The 18533-nt window shown below is 32.3% G+C and carries 16 protein-coding genes, 2 tRNA genes and 1 pseudogene; 8 read left to right on the forward strand and 11 right to left on the reverse strand.

What is annotated here, in order from left to right; translation table 11 throughout:
• Positions 1-69 precede the first annotated feature (69 nt).
• Positions 70-1767, forward strand: coding sequence for a choline/carnitine O-acyltransferase (locus tag BM018_RS00325; protein WP_092316996.1), 1698 nt, complete (start codon positions 70-72; stop codon positions 1765-1767).
• Here the strand turns inward: BM018_RS00325 and BM018_RS00330 are convergent.
• Positions 1764-2900 (reverse strand): hypothetical protein, encoded by a 1137-nt coding sequence (locus BM018_RS00330; protein WP_268750978.1) that lies wholly within the window; start codon positions 2898-2900, stop codon positions 1764-1766. The genes BM018_RS00325 and BM018_RS00330 overlap by 4 nt on opposite strands.
• Before the next feature lie 384 nt (positions 2901-3284).
• Here BM018_RS00330 and yajC point away from each other — a divergent pair, with 384 nt between their 5' ends.
• The 6 genes from yajC to BM018_RS00360 all read left to right on the forward strand — a co-directional run bounded on the left by yajC (position 3285) and on the right by BM018_RS00360 (position 8209).
• The gene (yajC, locus tag BM018_RS00335; protein WP_092317002.1) at positions 3285-3614 is read left to right on the forward strand and encodes a preprotein translocase subunit YajC; all 330 of its coding nucleotides are present in this window, start codon (positions 3285-3287) and stop codon (positions 3612-3614) included.
• Positions 3615-3625: 11 nt separating this feature from the next.
• The gene (gene secD / locus BM018_RS00340) at positions 3626-5161 is read left to right on the forward strand and encodes a protein translocase subunit SecD (RefSeq protein ID WP_092317005.1); all 1536 of its coding nucleotides are present in this window, start codon (positions 3626-3628) and stop codon (positions 5159-5161) included.
• Between the two features lie 10 nt (positions 5162-5171).
• Positions 5172-6098, forward strand: a complete 927-nt coding sequence (gene secF, locus BM018_RS00345) for a protein translocase subunit SecF (protein WP_092317008.1) — start codon at positions 5172-5174, stop codon at positions 6096-6098.
• Between the two features lie 32 nt (positions 6099-6130).
• Positions 6131-6203 (forward strand) — tRNA-Lys (locus BM018_RS00350).
• Between the two features lie 12 nt (positions 6204-6215).
• A tRNA-Asn gene (locus tag BM018_RS00355) sits at positions 6216-6288 on the forward strand.
• 163 nt (positions 6289-6451) lie between these two features.
• Positions 6452-8209, forward strand: a complete 1758-nt coding sequence (locus BM018_RS00360; RefSeq protein ID WP_092317011.1) for an LTA synthase family protein — start codon at positions 6452-6454, stop codon at positions 8207-8209.
• Positions 8210-8711: 502 nt separating this feature from the next.
• On the opposite strand, the gene BM018_RS07535 is transcribed toward BM018_RS00360, so the two are convergent.
• Positions 8712-9203 (reverse strand): hypothetical protein, encoded by a 492-nt coding sequence (locus BM018_RS07535; RefSeq protein WP_143280356.1) that lies wholly within the window; start codon positions 9201-9203, stop codon positions 8712-8714.
• 282 nt (positions 9204-9485) lie between these two features.
• Between BM018_RS07535 and BM018_RS00370 the strand changes: the two are divergent.
• Positions 9486-10181, forward strand: a pseudogene (locus tag BM018_RS00370) (substrate-binding domain-containing protein).
• Positions 10182-10222: 41 nt separating this feature from the next.
• Here the strand turns inward: BM018_RS00370 and BM018_RS00375 are convergent.
• The 9 genes from BM018_RS00375 to BM018_RS00415 all read right to left on the reverse strand — a co-directional run bounded on the left by BM018_RS00375 (position 10223) and on the right by BM018_RS00415 (position 18499).
• Complete coding sequence (locus BM018_RS00375) at positions 10223-11455, reverse strand: tetratricopeptide repeat protein (RefSeq protein WP_092317020.1); 1233 nt, start codon at positions 11453-11455, stop codon at positions 10223-10225.
• 68 nt (positions 11456-11523) lie between these two features.
• Complete coding sequence (locus tag BM018_RS00380; protein ID WP_092317023.1) at positions 11524-11772, reverse strand: hypothetical protein; 249 nt, start codon at positions 11770-11772, stop codon at positions 11524-11526.
• Positions 11763-12635, reverse strand: coding sequence for a 16S rRNA (cytosine(1402)-N(4))-methyltransferase RsmH (gene rsmH, locus BM018_RS00385; RefSeq protein ID WP_092317026.1), 873 nt, complete (start codon positions 12633-12635; stop codon positions 11763-11765). Before rsmH ends, BM018_RS00380 begins: the two co-directional genes overlap by 10 nt.
• Positions 12632-15013: an ATP-binding SpoIIE family protein phosphatase gene (locus BM018_RS00390; protein ID WP_092317029.1), complete on the reverse strand. Its 2382-nt coding sequence runs from the start codon at positions 15011-15013 to the stop codon at positions 12632-12634. The genes rsmH and BM018_RS00390 overlap by 4 nt, the downstream gene beginning before the upstream one ends.
• A gap of 6 nt (positions 15014-15019) precedes the next feature.
• Entirely contained in the window at positions 15020-15343 is a 324-nt protein-coding gene (locus tag BM018_RS00395; protein ID WP_092317032.1) for an STAS domain-containing protein, read from the reverse strand.
• 60 nt (positions 15344-15403) lie between these two features.
• Positions 15404-16291 (reverse strand): tyrosine-type recombinase/integrase, encoded by an 888-nt coding sequence (locus BM018_RS00400; RefSeq protein WP_092317035.1) that lies wholly within the window; start codon positions 16289-16291, stop codon positions 15404-15406.
• A gap of 8 nt (positions 16292-16299) precedes the next feature.
• Entirely contained in the window at positions 16300-17061 is a 762-nt protein-coding gene (locus BM018_RS00405) for a T9SS type B sorting domain-containing protein (RefSeq protein ID WP_092317038.1), read from the reverse strand.
• Positions 17058-18059 carry a hypothetical protein gene (locus BM018_RS00410; RefSeq protein ID WP_092317041.1) on the reverse strand — a complete coding sequence of 334 codons (1002 nt, stop codon included), beginning with the start codon at positions 18057-18059 and terminating at the stop codon, positions 17058-17060. The genes BM018_RS00405 and BM018_RS00410 overlap by 4 nt, the downstream gene beginning before the upstream one ends.
• Complete coding sequence (locus BM018_RS00415) at positions 18059-18499, reverse strand: hypothetical protein (protein ID WP_092317044.1); 441 nt, start codon at positions 18497-18499, stop codon at positions 18059-18061. The genes BM018_RS00410 and BM018_RS00415 overlap by 1 nt, the downstream gene beginning before the upstream one ends.
• Positions 18500-18533: the final 34 nt, after the last annotated feature.

An 18533-nucleotide genomic window follows, 5' to 3' on the forward strand; every position in this document is an offset into this window, starting at 1 on the left:
TTTTGCGATAGTATTCTTGGCATGGAGTATTAAATTAACTCTAGAAAAAGATTAATCCCAGAGGTTTATATGCAAAAATTACCAATACCTTCGTTGGAAGAAACAACAGAAAAATTTATTCGTTGGTCATGTCCTTTTGTTAACGATATAGAGTATCAAGAAACAAAAATTTTAACGGATAATTTTCGAAAATCGGCAGAAAAATTACAGGCAGCCTTAATAGACAAACAGCAAAACACAGTGACAAGTTGGCTTTATCAGGATTGGATCGATTCATACTTGGAAGGCCGTGAATCGCTTACTCTTTCGACAAATTTTACTATCGAAATTCTGCCTAGAGAAAAAAAAGATATTAATTTTTTAACCGATTTTGTAGCAGGATTAAGCCTTCAAGCGTCTTTATGGCAAAAAGTTCAATATCCACAAGAAACCGATAATCGCGGCACAGCGATCGATATGAGTCAATTTGCAATTCTAGGTGGATATTGCCGTATTCCTCAAAAAGGTATAGATGTAGGTCATTTCGCCAAGGAAAGTAGACATATTGCTATCTATTATCAGGACAGACTTTATAAAATCGAGATATTAGATAATAATTTCGATATAGTCTGCCTGCCAGATTTTGAAAATTTATTTAGAAATAACGACCATAATAAAGAAATTACACTTTCGACTATGGGATTTATGCCCAGCGAAACTGCTGCTATATGGCGAGAAAATCTTCTGGAGACCGAAAAAGAATATTTTTCAGTAATAGAAAATGCACTTTTCGTTGTTACTTTGATCGATGCTAAAACGATCACTACAGATGAAAAGCTTCATAAGGCCATGTTTTTAAATGGCAGTCATGGCTGGCCTTTCAAGTCGATGCACTTTATCTTCAATATTTTTGATAATACATTATGGGCAAACTTTGAGCATACTTATCAAGATGCGGGAACACTTGTTTCCATTTTAAAGCATGTAAAAGATTACATGGATCAAAATGAAAAAAAACAATATCCTAAAAAATCACCGCAGCTCATTAAAGAAAATCTCAGCGAAGAACAGAAAAAGCAATTAATAGATTTCCAATTGCAGTACAATAAAGAAGCAGCACAAATATCTATCCGACTGATAAAATCTCGTTTTTCCAAAGATGTGCTAACAAAATACAGTGTCGATGCGTTGACTCAAATGATTCATATTTATGCCATGGCAAAAGTTATGAAAGAACCTCGAAGTATTTATGAAGCAGTTGCAATCCCCCATTTCCGTAATGGACGTACAGAGTGTGTAAGAGCACTTTCATGGGAAATGTGGCAGTTTGCATTAGCGCTTCTTAAGAATGATACCAGTCAAGAAGAGCTTTTTAAGCTTTTCAATAAAGCCATAGAAGAACACAAGCAGCGAATAAAAGCCTGTAAAAATGGACATGGTGTGGATCGGCATCTTTTAGGGTTGAAGCTTATTGATACCAATATTCTTACAAATGAGACAGATCGTTCTGTTATCTACGATTTTTTCAATAGCAAAGCATACAAAGCTGAGTCGGAGAATTTCTTTTCAACTTCCTCATTAGGTAATTCTCCATTAGTAGGAGTGTTGATTTACAATCCAGCGACCACTTTGGGATATGGTATGGCTTATGGACAGAATGAAGAATTTTTGCTATGGCACCTCTCTTATTCAAATGCTATCACAAATCAAGCACAAGAATTAGACCTTGCTTTGCAAGAAGGTGCAAAGAAAATCATGAGCTTCCTGAGCAATTATCAACCTAATTAATTGAGAAGTTTTAAGTCAGATAAAAAATAGATGGAGGATTCTCTAATAATTCCCAATTCTATCATAACTTGCACTAAAGGATCATCCCATTCTGTTTTGTCTACACTAGCCACTAAAAATGCAATTTTCTCTTTAGGCAGATTAAAATATAAAGAGCTCAGAAATCCACCTGTTCTATCGGGAATCAAACCAGACACAATTAACGCTTCATATCCTATGAAGTTTGGAATATTTGGAAAATCAGGAAATGCGTTTTTAGTTTTTTTATTGCTGTCTCCCCCGTGAGGATGCAGCTTGAGAAAAAAATCATAAGTTTTTCCATTTAAATATTTGTGTAAAATTCCTTCTGGTTGTATAACATTTTTAATCATATTAATTTGCTCTTCAACAAATTTTTGTGCTCTTTGTGGATCGTCATATACGGCACTTCCAGTAAAAACAAAAGAGAAATTTGATGATTGACATAATATTTTTTTTATTTTTTTATAATTAAAACCTATATATTTAAAATACCTTTTTTTCTCTAATTCTGACAACTGCATTCTTAAATTATCAAAATCAATTTTTTTTATTTGAGCATTATTTTGAGTCATTGCATCTTTAACGATCTTCATATCACTGTGGTCTAAATAATCTGGTCTCAACATGTAATGCGTAACAGGAAGATATTTTGCAATCATATTTCGATGACCAATTAAATTCGATTCGCCTGAAAAAAATTTTTGCCATGCTTCATCACTAGCCTTGAGCACTTCTTTTTGTCTGCCTGTTTTTTTATTGATGTAAAAATTAACATAATCTTCAGAGCCATCATCATAAACATATACATGAAAAAGTCTGTTAGTCGGAATAGCTCTCAATACATCTGAATACATCTTAAAAGGGTGGATTTGTGTATGAAGTTCTATTTTTACAGATGGATACTTTTTTAATATTTGTTTAATATTAAGGAGAAGAGAGTCAATATTATCATGTTTTCTAATATTATCTATAGCATTAAAATTATTAGTAAAGCGCGGAGTATATATAAGTTTAAGAATGTCTGGATTTTTAGCAGCATCAGAAAAGAATTGCATAGCAGGAACTGTGGCATGAGAAATATATATTTTAACAAGATGAGGGGAGGGAAACAATAACTGAATAGCAATACCATTAAATAATTTTTTTTTTTAGTATCATATTGATTTCTCCCTAATATTAATGGTTACAAATTATACATCATATTAATTTATATGTCAAGACACTACTAATTAACTAGCATTTGTTTATAGACAAACTCATCTTTACTCTTGTTAAAGAAAGTTACATTTTGTTTTTATCACCTAATTATTACTAAAAATATTACATTTTGAGTTTCTCCCAACATATTTTTGTAATTCTGAATATCATTTAATTCTTTGAATATGATAGTAAATTGAAAAAAATTTTCTTAATTGACATAAATTAAGAAAAATGTTAAAATATTGTGCTCATATTTACTGTATTGAGATAAGTTATTAGAATAATAAGGAGTTTTTATGTTAGGATTGTTTTTTCAATTGGCACCTGTTGCAGGAACCCCATCTGGTTCAGATTCAAGCAGAGGCTTAATGTCCTTCCTGCCGATGATTTTGATTATTGTTTTCATGTACTTGCTGGTTTTTCTTCCAGAAAGCAAACGGCGTAAAAAGCTCCAAAAACAAATTGACAGTTTGAAACAAGGAGATAAAATTGTCACAGTAGGGCATGTGGTTGGTACTGTGGATTTTATTGGAGAAAAAACTGTGTATATTAAGTCTCTCGATTCAAAGCTCGAAGTAGCTAAAAGTGGAATTGCTAGTGTTTTAAATGACGGGAAAATCCAATAAGAGGGTAGTAGATGAATACGATTTTTCGTTATGTTGTCTTGCTATTAGTGTCTTTATTAGCTATATGGGGATTATATCCAACTTATGTTTGGTATGTTCAATTAACTCCAGAAGATAGAGCACTAATTGCATTATCTCCTGAAGAACTTGAGACATTTGACATAGAAACAAAACAATTCGTACAGGAATTAAAAAAAATTAGGGCAAAAACGTTATCATTAGGTCTGGATTTGCAAGGTGGTGTTTTTGTTGCTGCTGTGCCTAACCAAGCTGATTTACGCGAGCAACTGATGCGTCAAAACGATGATAACGAAGAAATAGTAAATCAGATCTTCGAAGACGAAGAAAAAGCGGCTTTATCGAGAGCTGTGGAAATTATTAAAAATAGAATAGACGCATTTGGAGTTGCCGAACCTTCTATTCGTCTTACTTACGACAACAAAATAACAATAGAGTTACCTGGCGTCAGTGACCCTAACCTTCTAAAAGACGGACTTTCTAAAGTAGGAAAATTAACATTTAGATTTGTCAATGAAGAAGCCACTTCCAGTCTGCTTAATCAAAATGTACCGTATGATGGGCGTTATGGATTTTTATCTCGTGATGATTTACCAGCAGCGTTTATTATGCCGGAAAATTCGGAATGGGTTTCTTACTGGGAAAATGACCAAACCGATATCCCGGAATTAAAAGGGTGGTATCTCTTAAAAAAACAAGTTGATATAGACGGAACCATGATCAAGCGCGCTTCAGCAGAAACTGATAATTTAGGCAGAAATGTTGTTTCGTTTGAATTAACTGATGAAGGAACAGAACTGTTCGCTGATATTACACGTAACAATATCGGGAAACAGTTTGCAATTGTACTTGATGATAGGGTACGGAGTGCTCCTGTAATTCAAAGTGAGATATCCGGTGGTAAAGGCCAAATTTCCGGTTCTTTTGGGTTTAATGAAGCAAATTATCTTGCTATGGTGCTCGAAGCTGGTGCACTCCCTGTTAAGCTGGATATTATTGAAGAACGTATTATTGGACCTCAATTAGGAGAAGATTCTATAAAACGAGGTTTTCAAGCATTAGTTTTTGGTGGTTCTGCTGTACTTTTATTTATGATTTTTTGGTATAAAATGCCTGGTATTGTTGCTGCGATAGCTGTTTGTTTTAATTTGTTTTTCTTATTATCATTCTTAGCATCAGTAGGAGCAACCCTCACCCTAGCAGGGATTGCTGGAATTGCGTTAACAATAGGAATGGCTGTTGATGCTAACATTATTATTTATGAACGGATCCGCGAAGAAAAAAAACGTTCTCGAAATTTTAAAACGGCCTTTTTCAATGCATACGAGCATGCATCAACTACCATTTGGGATTCAAATCTTACGACGCTCATTGCTGCTATTGTATTATCTGTTTACGGTTCAGGATCTATTAAAGGATTCGGTCTTACGTTGGTGTTTGGCATTTTGTCGAATATTTTTACTTCACTTTTCATTACAAAGCTTTTGCTTGAAAGTATGATGGGTAAAAATAAAGAAATCAAATTATAGGAGACGGATTATGCAAGAAAAATCTTCAAACTTCTTTTCTCAAGTTAACTTTATTGGTTATCGTTATATTTCTTTATTTTTATTTTTTGGATTCTTGATTTTAGGTATTATTGGCTACAAATTAAATGGAGGATTTGTATTAGGTACCGATTTAGCTGGAGGAATACGTATCGAATTTACAGCTCCTGCTACAGTTGAAGAATTACGAAATCTACTATCAAATTCTTCTATTTCTATCACGACATTGAAAGATGCCACTATAGGTCAAAGCTTTCTATTAACAGCACCTGCAGATCTTTCTCGAGACGGGTCCGGAGACTATCTTTTGGACATTGTTAAGCGATCTTTTGATCCAGATAAAATACAAATTTTATCATCAACTTTTGTAGGTCCTAGTGTTGGACAAGATTTTTCGTTTCAAGCAATAAAATTAATAGTAATAGTATCACTACTTATTTTAATATACGTAGCGTTTCGTTTTGATTTTATTTATGGAATCGGAGCAATTGCAGCCTCTCTGCATGATATTTTAGTGATATTAATTGTCATTATTCTTTTCAGAGTTCCTATAGATTTAACAGTAACAGCCGCCATTTTAACTATTTTAGGTTATTCCATTAACGATACTATCGTAATATTTGACCGTATTAGGGAAAACAGTGCCTTGTTGCCAGAAGAAGATATGGCTCCAGTTATTAATAAGAGTATTACGCAATGTATGGTACGTACTTTATTAACATCTTTGACAACTTTAATAGTAGCTATAGCAATTTATGTTTGGGCTGGCAATAGCTTACAAAACTTCGGATTTCTTATGATAATTGGTATTATCAGTGGTGTTTATTCTTCTATTTTTGTAGCATCTCCCACTACTTATGCGGTTTGGGAAATTAAGCAAAATATACAAAATAAATCCGATAAATACTTGACAAAATAGTCTATTTTAAGTTAAACTATTGATAGTTGATTGGGTTGCTAGCTCAGTTGGTAGAGCACGTGACTTTTAATCACGGGGTCCCGGGTTCGAACCCCGGGCAACTCAAAAAAAAATTTTTCCCCTGTAGCTCAGTCGGTAGAGCAGGTGACTGTTAATCACTTGGTCGCAAGTTCGAGTCTTGCCGGGGGAGTTGTGTCTTTATAAATATATTTCACTATCGCCTTTAAATAGTGAAGGAAATAGTAACTGTTATAGAATCATGTCAAAACTATTTATATATTTATTCCTTATAAATTCCATGAATATTTTTTTGTATAAAATACTATAATATGTTTGTACTTAGGAATAATTTAATGAAATTGATTGAAAAAATCTTATTTATTATTTTATCATCTCAAATTATTTATTTATTGATCCATCTTCAATTTCTTTTTCAAATGCCTCAAGCAGCATTGGCTATACAAGATAGCATATTTATTTTTATCTCTGCATTAACAATATTTATTTTATCAAAAGGAAATAAAAAAATTTATTTTTTGGGATTATTTATTTTATTATTTCCCACGTTTGAATTACAATATTTTTACATTAAAATATTTAATAAACCTTTTCTTATTAGTGAAATGAGGAATTTTTTAACTTTACTTCAAGTATCATCTATTCCTAAAAAATTAGGATATAGTTTTTTATTTTTGTTATGGTTTTTTAACTTATGCTATTTTCTTATATATGCGATTAAAAATTGGATTACTGCTTCTACTTTTCAAAAAAGCATATCAATAATAGGAATTTTAATATGCTATCAAATGCTTACTTATAATAAAGAAGTAGACATTTGGCATCAAGATCCGCGTGCTAATTTTTTTGGTCACGGTGTTCTTTCTGCAATACAAGTAGAGCCTAAAATTATTAATATCAATATTGACCCAGAAGAAGTCCTGGAATCACTAAAAAATCTCAAAAAATTAGAAGAACAACGTATTCAATACCCTGCTTCTTTATCACCTAGTGTCGTACCTAAAAACAAACGTCCTATTATTATGATTATTGTAGAATCTTTTTATGATTTCAAACATTTTTACAGTCTATTTGCTAAAAATCCTTTTCCTAAATCTTATCTAGATACTATCCAACCCTTTAATTATACAGGCCCTAATCAAACTTTTGGCAGTTTTCAGGCGCGATTTGTATCTTTAACAGGAGCTTATCACTCGATTCATCCAAAACGCAACGAGGTTTTTTATCCGACTTTACCACGAATTCTTTCTGAGTATGGGTATACCACAATTGCCTTAGAAAGTATGCAAAATACTTATAGTTTGTCTACCTATTACAAACTTTGGAAATTTGATAAGCAATATTTTCAATTATATGGTTCCGATTGGACTGGTCGTCGAACCGATCCAAATACCTATGAAAAAAATATTACACGAATATTACAAAATACTCCTGATAATATTATTCCTTTTTATTTTGGATTTACTTACTTAGGTCATGGAGGTTCCTGCGCTTTTACAGATAATTTGCCAGATCCAGAGAACATTGATCATTTTTTATCATATTTTGCAGACGAAAAAAAACATAATGCCAAACAATTACTGAAAGCAAACATTTTTAATGCAGAACGTCTTATTTCCATAAAAAATATGATTTTAAATAAATTTCCTGATGCTCTTATTATATTCAAGTCGGATCATTATAGCACAGAACTAAGTCAAAGACTTCAAGAATCTAATTTGCCTAAAGATATGGTAGATTCGTTCTTCGAAGATCCCGTACCTCTTCCGTTTATGGTTTTTGATGGAACAAATGGAATATTAGAGCTACCTTATGGATTTTCACCTGCTAACATACCACTTATGATTTTAGCTGAAGCTGGGTTGCCTTATAAAAATACTCTTATTTCTATGCTTTATAGAGAAATGCCTAATAATATTATGAATATTTATGATCGATTATTTATGAAAAAAGGCAATAAATTTGAAATTTTTGCTACCAACACTACATCATTAAAAGATTATGAAATTTTATCTATCGATCTCTATCAAGGAAAAAGCTATAGTTTAGATATGATTGCAAATAATGTTGAAAATTTCGTAAGCATTAATTAAATTGGCAACAATATATTTATACACAAGAATTGATACTATCAATATAGTAAAAATACAAATAAAAAAACCTTTTTTAAGAGAGTAGAATTTCAAAGTAATATTTCTAATCTTCGTTAACACTTACTAAAAAGATCAATAATCATTTAATCTGGGAAAGTCAAACAAAAGCTTATTACTACATTTCAAAATACTTAATAAGAAAAAATGTATTAAAAATTTGGAACTTATAGGGCTATTAACTAAGAATAGTATATCCGCTAAATATTAAAATACATCTTAGCATTTATGATTCATAAAACTTAAAAGATGCAAATGCTTATAATCTTGTAAGAAAAATGTTGAATTTTTATATAAAAATATTCTTTTTTATTATTAAAATAGGGAGAGATTTTATAAATAAAAACAAACATTTTATAAAATCTAGTAAGTATTTGGGGTAGAATAACTTATCTCAAAGATTTTTTACCAAAGTTAATAAAATTTATAACTCTAAAAAACATTTTTATTTTTCTCCAAATCCATCAAATATTATTTGATATTTATTATACACATCTGGAAATAATTCAATAGCAAACTTGGCTATAGGTTTATGAATTTGACGATCAAATTTTTTTGTTGAAGGTATAATGAAATAAAAGTTTTCCAATTCTCTTCTATGAAATATATAAGCTTTATTGACAACGTGAATTTGTAGGATAAATAAACGATTATTTTTAGGATAATTAGGTATTATCAAACTTTCATGTTCTATATAAGGACAGTTGAAAATCCTCCCCTCGTGCGATGTGAATCCAAATCCCGGAATACTCATATTATATCCTGGAGTTTGATTATACTTTGGTTCAAATAATAAATATTCACTAGACGTTATATACATACCAGGATTTCTTGCATAAACAGAATATTGTTTAAATTTTCCATTATCTGAGTATCTCTTTATTCTAATCTTTACTAAGATATCTTCTACAGGTACTATAGAATCTGAAGTTGGCAAATCATTATTATTTGATATTTCAGGATAAGAATTTTGTTGAATATTATTAAGAGCACAATCTATTAAAAAATATAAAAAGTATACAATATCTCATATAATTATACCCTCTACTATAATATCTTATATTATATTTATCATTTTGTCAACCTTGGTTTTATATTTAGAAAACTTACAGAAACAAAAATGATTAATTATACTGAGTTAGTTTATATTAAAACTTTAAAGGAGGTTCTTATGAACTATATATTATCAGTTTTACTGTTAGCTCTATCTGTTAACAGCATGTATGCACAAGAAGTTATCAATGTATACGGTCTTGGAGGTCCTCACGCTACATTAATAGAATCTGGAGAACTTTTCAAAGAACAGACAGGAATTACAGTCAATATTACGTTTGGTTCGCAAGTAACTCGGCAAGACGAAGCTTTGAAAAATGCTGACATTCTTTATTCGGCTTCAGACAATCAAATAGTAGCTTTTCTAAAAACACACAGAAAAAATTTTACACAGGAAAATGTTAGTCTGTTATATCTCCACAAATCAATTATTCTGGTACAAAAAGGAAATCCGGTCTTTAATTACGAGTGGTGCAAAAATTGTCTCAACGACGGTGCAGGTGTCAGTCAGACAAGCAGTACAGGTGTTTGGGAAGATATTGTCGGACGTCTTAATAATGTTTTGAAGATATGGCAAAATTTCGAAAACAAATTGTTGCATTTGTTCCCAACAGTGGTATGGGAAGAGCAAAATTCACAGATTCACAAGATCCTGCTGATGTTTGGATTACTTGGGAAGATTAGGCTCTTTCTCATGATTTAGGAGATGCAGTTGCTATTGAAAAAAGATCTAGCAATCTCAAGACCGTTAACTGTTGCCATTAAAAATAATGCTAAACAATCAATTCATGATTTCATTGCATTTCTTTCAACACCAGAAGCACAAAAAATCTTCAAAAAATATGGTTGGAATAAAAAATAATTTTTTAGATCAATATCATAAAGCTTCTTAATTAAGAGGCTTTATTTATTTTCAACCTTTTTCTGCCATATTAATACTTTTTCTCTATTTTCTTTTGAAATTTTACGATTCTTTAATGTCTGATTCATTTCTGTCAATAAAATATCTTTATATTTTTTATTAATCAAAAAACTTTCATATAAGCTTTCCAACGTTTTCATATGAATATCTTCATAAGCATAATTATATTCAAATTGCTCACTTGTTCTGTATGCCTGGTATGCTTTTTCGAATTCTTTATTTTTAAAATATATATCACCTATCAACTTTTGAGCAGTTTCACATGTTTCAAATGTCGGAAAATCTTTTATTAATTTGGAAAGATCATCCAATGCTTTTTTATTATTTTTCTGTAACACATAAAGATTAGCACGTTTTAAGTAAACTTTAGGAACAAAACGGGAATCTTCTTTTGTATAAACCTGAATAAATCTAGTGAGTTGAGATTCCATAACCATAGGATCCGAAGCATAAGCTTCAACGATTTGTGAAAATTCTTTTAAATCGTTTGAAATATCATATTTCCGATTCATTCCATTAAACCGTTTAATACGTTTTCTTTCTTTTGCTTCCAATGCTCCAAAGATCCCAAGCCCTATCACACTCGCCGAACCCACTCCTATTCCTGTCCAAGTCACACTATCCCAAGATGCTGTTTTTCCTAGGGATTCAAGTGCTTCTTCGGCTGTGTTGGCATGATAAAATCGATTATAACATTGAGCACCCATAACACTACCCAAAATAACAGCTCCCAAAGATAAAATAGTTGTTGTAGTAAAAAAACCAACTAAAGGAGTATAAGGGCTCTTATAGCTAACACCTAATGCTTGCGTTCTTCTATTAAAGTTGATATTATAATTACCATAAGGAAGAACCAAATCGCCATCCAAGGCGCTATAAAATTTCTTATTCACATATAAAGCACCACTTTCCTGAGGAAGGCTCAAAACAAAAGAAAGCGGTTCCAAAACTGCTTCATAATTTTGAACCGATTTTTGGCTTATTTTTATGCTGTTCGTCACAGGGACATGATTTTTCTTATGTACCACCAATGTCAAATTACTAACAGCTTCAAACTTCATAGGGGTTACTCCTAATTTTTTCGATACAATATTATTCTTTTTACCCTGCTGCACGTAAACATCAGCACCTATGGGTGTAGAATTAACAAAAAGCATCGTAGCATAGTTGTTGAAAGGTAAGAGAAAAAAAATAATAATCCAAAACAATCGCATATAATATCCTTACAGAAATTATCGGATTTTATAGAAACTTCTTAAAAACTTACTTAAATTAGAAATCTTTATTGAATAATAACGATATCTTTAGGTGATAAAGGCACTCCTAACTTTTTAGATTGAAGCACTAATCGTTCTCTTTCATCACGGATCAATACCGTTAATTCTTGTTTACGGGCATTGAGTAGTTCGATTTCTCTAGTTAGTGTTTTAATTTCATTATCTTTTTCTCGAGTTTCCATACGCTGTGCAGAGAATAAAAGTCCATAACAAATAAATACTCCCAAAATAAAGAAAAATTTTCCTAAATGCATAAATTCCTCTTAAATATCCTTAATTTAGCACTGCGAGCTGCAGGATTATTGCGAATTTCACCAAAATCAGGAATAATAGGCTTTTTATTAAGCATATTACCTAATTTTTTTGCTGCAAATTCTTTAAAAGCATTCTTAACAATTCGGTCTTCTAAAGAATGAAATGTTAAAATTGCCAATGTGCCTCCTGGAGCTAGATTATTTACGGCTTCTTTTAAAAAATTTTCGGCAATTTCCAGCTCATCATTAACATATATCCGTAAAGCTTGAAAAATTTTTGTTGCAGGATGAGTTTTTGTTTTTCGATTAGCCGCATGACGAATACATTGAGCCAGATCTTTTGCAGAAAAAAAAGGGCGTTGCCGGACAACAGCCTGTGCAAATCTCCGCGAAGAAAATTCTTCACCATAATAATAAAAAATATCTGATAAATCCTTTTCTGAAAATGTATTAATAATTTTTTCAGCTGTTAGGGTGAGTTCGGGGTTAAGCCTCATGTCCAAATTATCATCCTCAAAAGAAAATCCACGCTGCACCCCCTTAAAATGAAACATTGATATACCCATATCAACTAAGATACCATCAAATAAAGGAAATCCAACCTCCAAACGCCGTGTTGTCAAATTATTATAAGTATCACACACATACTCAACATGAGTAAACTTATTTAATCGAGAACGTGCAATAGACAATATTTCATTATCCCTATCCATACAAAAAAGTTTGCCATTCTGAATTAAAGGAGCAATCAATTCTGAGTGGCCGCCTTCTCCAGTTGTAAGGTCAGCAACAATACTAGATTCAGATAATCTAAATGCCTCAATAATTGTTGTTGCTAAAATAGGTTGATGATAAATTTTCATGAATTTTTCTCTTTAATATAAAAAAACAAAGTAATTTCGTTTCCTTTTTCATTGAATTTTACTTTATCGGCAAGAGTATTGATCATTTTAATCCCGCGCCCGAAAGCTTTCAGTACGTTTTGCTGATCGAGAGGATCAGCAATCTGCTGGGAGTTAAACCCACTACCCTCATCTCGTACGCGGATAATAATTAAATCATCAGTAATGCGATAACTAATAAACACTTTTTTCTGAGTATTATACTTGTTACCATGTACAACAGCATTCAACAGCACCTCATAAAAAGCCGTATGCAAACGCCAGTATACATTAGGCAGCAAATGGGCTTCTTTTTGAATATACTCACCAATGCGAGCAATAGCTGTATCCACTTCGATTAAAGTAGAAGAAATCGCTAAACTATGCTTACGAGTTCTTTTGCGGTCAAAGCCAACAAGCATCATACTGACATCGTCTTCAGGAATATTGGTATTCCGAGCCACAAACCGATGATAAACCGTACTAAGAAGTGTTTTATCATTTTGTTTACGGTTTTGTTCGATAACAGTCCTCATTTTATCGAGTTTATCTTTCATGGAGCCTGACAAATGTTGCAAAAGTCCATCCGTATAAAAGAAAAGTTTACCTTTTGCAGGCATTTGGATGGTACGAATCAGCTCATCAAAAGAAACATTCAAAAGACCACCCAAAGGAAATCCCATACCTTCAAGGATTTTTGTTTCATTGAGAGTTTGATCCTCCAGAATAGGAAACGGATGCCCGCAATTAATATAACGGAAGGTATAATCATCGAGATTTAAAATTCCATAAAATAAGGTCACAAAACTACCTTCAGGTAGGATGTCTTCCAAGTAAGTATTAAGATAGGAAATAATTTTAGGAAGCTGATCAGGTTCATTGGGAGCAAACTCGATTAATATTTTCAGTGCAGCCGTGATCAATGAAGCAGAAACTCCATGCCCGGAAACATCTGCCATCAAAAACCCCATATACCGGTCTCCAAAAGGCACTACAGAAAAAAAGTCACCGCTTAGTTGGCGGGATGGTGCATATAATGTATCCACGCTGATCCCTGGAGTATAAATTGTCGGAAGTGAAAGGATATGCTCCTGAACGCTACGGGCAGTATGAAGTTCTTCATAAATCTCCTGAGTTTCCTTATCAAGAAAAGAATAATTTTCATTAAAAAAATTTTCTTGTTCGAGCATCACTTCGACAATAGTCTGCTCGCCAAAAACCATACCCTTGAACCGAACAGAAAATTCCTGTTCCCGCTCGATAGAGGAAATATTTTTAAGGACTTCATGACCTTGACTTACGACTTCAACAACTTTTTGGAATTCCGGTTCCGTCAATTTAAATAAATCATAAATATTTTTTTGTTTTGCCTCACGTGCTTTAAGAATATGAAGGCTGTTCATAAACGCCTCATTGGAATAAAGTAGTGTCCCATCTGTAGTGAACATAGCCGTACCAATTGCTGGATTCCCTCCAGCAAAGCGCCGTAATGTATTTGTTTCGCCAAGTATGGTACGTTTTCTTTCTATTTGCTCATCATAAAAAACAAAAAGGCACCGCGTCACTAAAAAATTCTTATTGCTCAAAGGATAAGCTTCTAAACGAACATTTTTGCCGCGAAATGAAAAAGTTTTACCAATACGCTTGCCATCGATCAGCAGCAAAAAAACCTCAGGATCGGCAAGCTCTCTGAAATTAGGAATAGAACCTTGAAAAAGCTGGTAGAGCGCATCATTACCTAACACTAATTCACCTTTGGGTGTACAAAAGCCAACCGCATAAGGAGAATCCCAAAATATTTCTTGGACTAGTTTTATAAGGTCTTTATAGTCACGCACTGCTTCCAAAGAAAATAAAGTTAGTGAAAATACTGTATTAATGACATGCAAAGATTGCTTCTGAGAATGGGATAAATAGGTTTTAGCAGGGAAAAAAGCTAAAATAAGTATTTTGATATTCAGAATAGGAATATGATATCCACGTGCAATAATAACTTGATCTGAAGATTTTACAAAACTCAAATAATAGTTAGAGGACAAGCGAATCTCTCGATGCAAACTTTTTTTGATAAGAACATTAATTTCTTCAGCAGAGCTACTTAAATAAGTACTTGCATGTGGGTAAGAAGCAATAATTTTTGAACTGTGTAGAACATAAATTCGATAATCTTTAAGTTTTGGAAATTCACGTAATATTTTTTTTCTAAAACGAAGAATAATTTGATCAGAAACAACATTTTTAAAAATATCCTGATAAAAATTTAGGAATAATAATGACTGATGATTAACATAACGACGAAAAAGAAATATTCCCGCTAATGAAACAGCTACTCCAATAAAAAAACCTAAAATCACGAGCATAAAATGCTAAAGATCATCCAGGCTATCACAAATAGTTAAAAAATCCTGTAATTTAAAAGCAACAAATAAATCTTTCATGTCAGGATGAAGATTAACAATAGCAATAGTTCCACCTAATTCGCTCATTCTTTTGTAAGCAAGCAGTAACTTACCAATGCCAGCACTGCCGATAAACTGCATATCGGAACAGTCGATCGCGATATATTTTTCACCCTTGTCCATCAGATCATAAATTACTTGTTTGAATTCATTAGCAATAGGATCATTGACTAAATTTTCTTCCACTTTTATAACTGTATATTTGCCGTGATTTGAGTTTGTATACTTCACAAAACACTCCTATACTTTTATCTACAAGCTTATTATACTGCTAAAAAAAAGAAAAGTCAATCACGCGTGAGGATGATAAATTTGATATTTTTGTTTAAGCTGCTTAATACTAATGTTTGTATAACGCTGTGTTACGCCGAGATTCGAATGTCCTAGTAACTCTTGAATATGACGGATATTTGAACCGCAATCCAACAAATGGCTGGCAAACGTATATCGAAAAGCATGTGGATGTAAATTTTTTTCTCTCAAACCAGCTGGCAGATTACGGATAATACGACGTATCATGGAGGTTTCTAAAGCACGGCCATGTTGCGATAAAAAAAATGTTTGCGAAAATCCTCTATCAATATTTTGCCTGTCATTTATCCATTCTTTTAATATTTTTTCAAGCACAGGAATTAAAGGCACAATACGCTCTTTTTTGCCCTTTCCCATAATATACATAACATGATTGGAAAACGAAATATCTTTAATTTTCAAATTACAAAGTTCTTCAGAACGGATTCCTGTAGCATAGAGCATACAAACAATACATTTATTTCTACGCTGTAAGATAGTATCTTCAGGAAGATTGTCTAACAATTGTAAAATTTCTGATTGGCCTAAAACAGTAGGAATTTTTTTACAAGGCTTAGGAGCTCGAAATAATACAAAAGGATTATGCTCTACTACCGAACTTTTCACCAAAAAAGAAAAAAAACTCCGCACAGCCGACAATCTCCGAGCAATAGTACGTGCTGATAACTTTTCCCGAGCCAGCAGCTCCATCCATTCGGATACAAATAAACTTGTTATTTCAGAAATATTTTTGATATTCTTACCAATACAATAATTGATAAAATGACTGATGTCGTTTTGATAAGCTTTTAAGGTACATTTTGAATAAAATTTTTCATAACTGAGCTTGTGCTCGAAAGCAGCATACATTTCAGATAAGAATTCCATTTTTCCCCCTAAGGAATGACTAACACATTACGAATATATTCCACTGGCTTGGAACGCAGATTACGCGCATGAAACCAAACATAAAAAGTTTTCCCGGAATCTAGAATTAACGAGTTTGTATCCCAGTAGAATTCATAAACACCGGCAGGATAGACTTGCCCAGACACTATTTTTTTGCTAACAGAGCCAGCATTATCATAAATATATAATTGTACTTCGGCTTCTTGATTTAGTTTCGCTTGAATCTTAAGCACATTATTAGAAAGATAAACAATTTCTGATGATAGTGTCAAATTTTGAGGCTCGATAATTGTTCGTGGTTCTGTCGTGATCCCAGCTGACCTGAGCCTAATGTCTTGACCAAAAAGCTCTATTTTAAAATAGATGCGATTAGGATAGAGGTCCGTACTCTCAAGATAAACAGCACCTGTCTCATTAAATGAAATTTCAGACAAAAGACGATCTGTAAAAGTATCAAAAAATTTTACAACAACAAACGATGTATAATTAGTCTTGTCAAAAGAAACAAATAACTGTAAAATTTGAGAATATTTAGGAATATTGATATCTTCGATAGTGATAAAATGTCGCGAAGCTTCTATATCAGCAGCCAGACCATCTTTCTGAAAGGTAACCCCTACAGACTCAGTCAGTGTCAAAGAAGGCAAACCTTCATATCGCCATGCAAAAACTTTACCTATGGCTTGCAATTTATCAAACGGACTCAAACAAAAAATCAATGCCAGCAAAAAAAAATATTTTTTTCTCATTTATTATCCTTATGGGGAGTATCAGATTTCTTTTCTTCCACGCCGATAAAACGATCCAGCCACATTAAGGAGTCATTAATATCTTCTTCTTTATTTTTATTGTCGTTTCGCGTAAAAAACGCAAACCGTTGTTTATGTTCTTGAATTTGAAGCTGATTTCTAAGATAATTTATAATAATTCTATCCAAAACCAGCAAAAATATTAATACTAGTGGAAAAGACAATATAATTAGCCATTGCAATATCGAAGCTTGACCTAGTTTAATATCCTCCAGCTGCTGCGAGAAAAAGAAAACAAACGGATACTTCAAATCATTCGTCACAGCATGATAATAAAGTTTATTACGGCCCTGTTGTATCAATAGTTCACCATTAGATATTGTATTCATGTTCAGTTTAAGCAAAAAAGGATTAAATATATCTTTTTGAAAACTCTTCGATGCAATAATATTTGTTTTATACTTAACAGCTAAAGGCAAAGGATTTATTTGAATATCCTGGTATAATATAGCCACATCATAAACAAAATCTAATATGATATCTCTATCATCAACTTTTACAACCTTGCGAAAGACAAGTGGCGAACCTATATAAGAGTTTTCATACTTATAAGCAACCGTATCATTATAAAGAACAAGAATATCTTGGAAATATTTGTCCCCAATAAGATACTCCCGAACAAGATATTCTATATCATCGAAACGGTGTTGAAAAATATCTTCCACAGCAGGAACAAAACGAATATCATTAATAAAAAAATCTATCTCTCGAGAAGCAAAAATTAATATTTTCTCAAATTCAGCAACAATTTGTTCTGAAGAAGTTTCTTGAATTTTATCATTATGTTTTTGAGACAAGGATGCATAAAAATTATCAAATCGGTTAAATTGTTCCGCAAGCCCTGAAAAAGGACTAAAATTATGCCGAACAAAAAAAAGTGCAGAAAAAATCACAATAAATAAAAAAATAAAATAACGCAATAAACGATAGATAATCATTATTCACCTTCTTTAGGTATTAAACTCACTGGCTTTTTCTGAAGATACCAAGTTATCACTTGAAGTCCTAAAATACCGAACAATAAAAAAATCAATGCCATGCCACCGACACGAAGAAACAATTGTTTTTCACTATTTAAAGAAATTTCTGTTTGTTTTTGAATATTGACATTAGGTTTTTTGAAAATGATAATATTTTGAGTTTTTCTTCCTTGCTGGATTAAAAAAGCTTGATCTGGTACTTTCATTGATTTTAATTTTTGATACTCACGCGTCATTTCTTCAATTTCCATGCCAGACTGCAAAACAATATTTTTTAAACGTAGAATTTCCTTGCTTTTATAGGTGCTGTCGAGGATGCCAGATTCCCCAAAAATAAACAATCCTACCAACCAAAACACACTCAAATAAAGAAAAAAATAACCGTATTTTTTATTCATATACGTTTATCGTCTTTTTTCCATAAATAATTTA

This window comes from Brevinema andersonii, from assembly GCF_900112165.1.
GTDB lineage: Bacteria > Spirochaetota > Brevinematia > Brevinematales > Brevinemataceae > Brevinema > Brevinema andersonii.